Here is a 2,956-nt window from a genome sequence, read left to right as displayed (position 1 = left end):
TTAATGAGCTGATTGTCGGACTTAAAAGCCCATCCAACAACCGCGCAAATAACGATCAAAAAAATGTCAGAGAAGATATGGCAACATCATTAATATATAAATTTTTTTGCATAAAACAGTCTATCCGTCATTCCGCACCTCATTCCTGATTTAAAAATGTTGAACGGGGCTTCCGGTTTCTGAAAAGCCCGGAGTTCCTGACCTCTTCCATGTATCTGAAAAAACCGGCAGACACAATCGCCCACCGCCCGTTGGGTATTTTTAACCTTTGAAGGGGTTAATACCTTCGGATTTCAAGAGCATCGGAGGGTATACAGGTATGCAACCGTACCAAAGTGACCTGTTGAAAATATTGGGTCAATGGTATGGGTCTTTTTATTCTTCCATATGAAAGGTTAAAGCCACCGACTTTAGTCGGTGGTTGTTGAGTTCTGAATTGGGTGCGGAATGTCGGATTTATGAGACCGGCGATAACCATCGCGGGCCTTGTTACCGATCAGTGCCAGTTGGCTGCCAGCACAGGTTGCAGCCGCTGTTGCTCGACATCGCCGAGCATTGTGGTCGCAGGTGTCGGCGGCGCGAAGGCAGCCATCGCCTGGACAAGATTTTCGACATTACGGTCCGTCAACTGATGACCGTCACCCGCCATGATGCTGCCGGGGCGTTCGGCGGGACTGGCATACCAATTATGCAGTGTGACCTCCTGCTTGCTGCCAATGACCGATATTTGCAGATCCTGCCCTTCATGCTGGAACCACAGACGCTCAGGGCTGATGTCCTTTCCGAACACCAAGTTCCCCATCTTACCGCTAAATTCTAAATCGTTATCCCCATGCCCGACTTCTACCGTCGACATAGTACCACTGGTCACAATATGGTTATTACCCTCCCCGACTTTTACTTTCGACATAGTACCGCGGGTCACGATATGGTTATCACCATTCCCAGCTTCCACTCGCGACATGGTACCACTAGTCACTATATGGTTATTACCGTCCCCTACCTTCATTGTCGCCCCCCTTCCTGTGTCAGTGATACTATTGTTGCCATGTCCGACTGTGAGTTTGTCGATATCTCCGACAATGACGTTATTACCATTACCCAGCGTAATATTTGACATCGATTCTGCCACATTGACTGTATTGTCACCGTTACCCGCAACCATTTTGACGCCCATGGCTTTCACATTGACAGTCTTGCTCTCGTCCCCCAAGGTAACCTTGCCAAAGGTCTCTTCGACCGTGATGGAATTAGGGTCAGTGGTCACCGATGTCGGTTCCACTGCTGGCTTAATTTTCGGCACGCTGGGCGTTGGGTGTAGTTCAAAAGGAGGGATACTGATCGGTTCCCGCTTAGGAATAGTGATCGGCGTTAATGCGTCCGGGAAAGTCACCGTCGGTTTATCAAGAGATTGCGTCACCACTGGCTTGACCGTTGGGACCAAATCCGGCATAGGCTCCGCAAAAAGGAAGTCGGCCGCATCGACCTGCGAAATATCCAGGGTATCGAGATACAGCAACTTCACGTTTGAATCAGTACCGCTGGCCCCATTAAAGACCACCTCAACGCCATGAATTTGTGACAGGCCGTTGATCGTGCCACGATGACTCTTAGCAATTGTGAGTTGGCTGAAATCAGTGACGCCGGTTTGACGCAAATCAATTTTATCAATGCCGTGACGGAACCCACGTAATGCATTCTTGTAGTCCTTGACACCTGGTTGGGCTGCCACCACAAAAACGTCTGACGCCGCACTGTCATGGCTATAGATCGTCCCATTCAAGCTAAATTTCATCTGCCCCTGAGCATCGCTAGTGAGCATGACGCCCTTGCCGCCGCCCTTAAGGATCACGGTTCCCAAGCCTTCTTGTGGCTGGAGCGTTGAGGCGTCGCTATTCGTGTAAGCCACCGGGGCGATAAAGGTGTCCTGGAACTTGAAGTTCGCCGCACCGATCCCGGCGAGTGTCTGATTTTTCAGGACAAGGCTCTGCCCCTTACCCAGATCGACCTTAACATCCGCCCCCTGCTGCGTCAGCAACAGATCGGCAAACGTTTTTCCACGAAATCCGACCAGATCGATGATTTCGCCACGAGCCGCCTCGAAGTTGCTGATAACATCGCTGCCTGCCTCACGACGGTGGACCACAAAGAAGTCCTTACCCGCACCACCTGCCAGTGTGTTGTTTCCACGCCCGCCATCAAGCAATGCATCGGCATTACCCGCAACCAGCGTGTCGTTGCCATCACCGGTGACGATGTTCTGAATGCCCGACGGATTCTTTATCGTCAACGCTGTACCGCCAATGCTGGCAACACCCGTCAGCAAGTTGACTGAGGTATCCCGCGAAACAGCCGCCGCATTGAGGGTATTACGCCCTCCCGCCACGCCATTGACTGCATCATCCAGCACTGCGCGGTTGGCCTGCCCGAACACCGATTGGATATATTCGTCGGTGTAGAAATAAGTGTCATCCGGGGTGCTCTTGCTGCCGTACAAACGTAGCGACCAGGCATTTAATGTAACCGGCAGGCCGGAATGCGCATCGGTCACCTGTAAGGTCCAGTTGCCAGCCGAGCGTTCACCCAAATCATGGGTCGACATAAAGCTGTATTTGAACGTCCCCGACTGGCTACTACCCAGATCAGTCGCACTCGCGCCCGGCATGCCGTCTGGAACCTTACCCTGACGATTGAGCAATAGGCTCTGAGTGCCATCAGGAGCGATCAGTTTGAGCGTCAGATCGCCAAGACGGCCTACCTGAGCGTCAAAATCGATCTCGACATGTTCGACATTCAGACCGGCATTCATGGCGATGGATGATGTCAGCGTTTCACCTGCTGCCAAGGTTTTTCCCAGAGGGCCGCTGGATGCGCTATAGACGAACTCGTTGGCAGCGGTGCTTTGAGTCATCCAAGATTCAGCCAGGCGAACAGCGGCTCGCGCATCGATTTGACC

At 52.0% G+C, this 2,956-nt stretch carries 1 protein-coding gene and 1 pseudogene; one reads left to right on the top strand and one right to left on the bottom strand.

What is annotated here, in order from left to right:
* Window positions 1–152: 152 nt before the first annotated feature.
* Window positions 153–391: pseudogene (locus tag SLS51_RS22750) on the top strand (IS1634 family transposase); the annotation flags it as partial.
* Window positions 392–496: 105 nt separating this feature from the next.
* Here the strand turns inward: SLS51_RS22750 and SLS51_RS22745 are convergent.
* On the bottom strand, window positions 497–2,956 hold a 2,460-nt coding region (locus SLS51_RS22745), incomplete at its 5' end, for a proprotein convertase P-domain-containing protein (protein WP_323840771.1).

The organism is Photorhabdus africana, assembly GCF_035181445.1.
Taxonomy (GTDB): domain Bacteria; phylum Pseudomonadota; class Gammaproteobacteria; order Enterobacterales; family Enterobacteriaceae; genus Photorhabdus; species Photorhabdus laumondii.
Note: the sequence above shows the minus strand (reverse complement) of the source record. Positions and strands in the feature narration are given on the sequence as shown.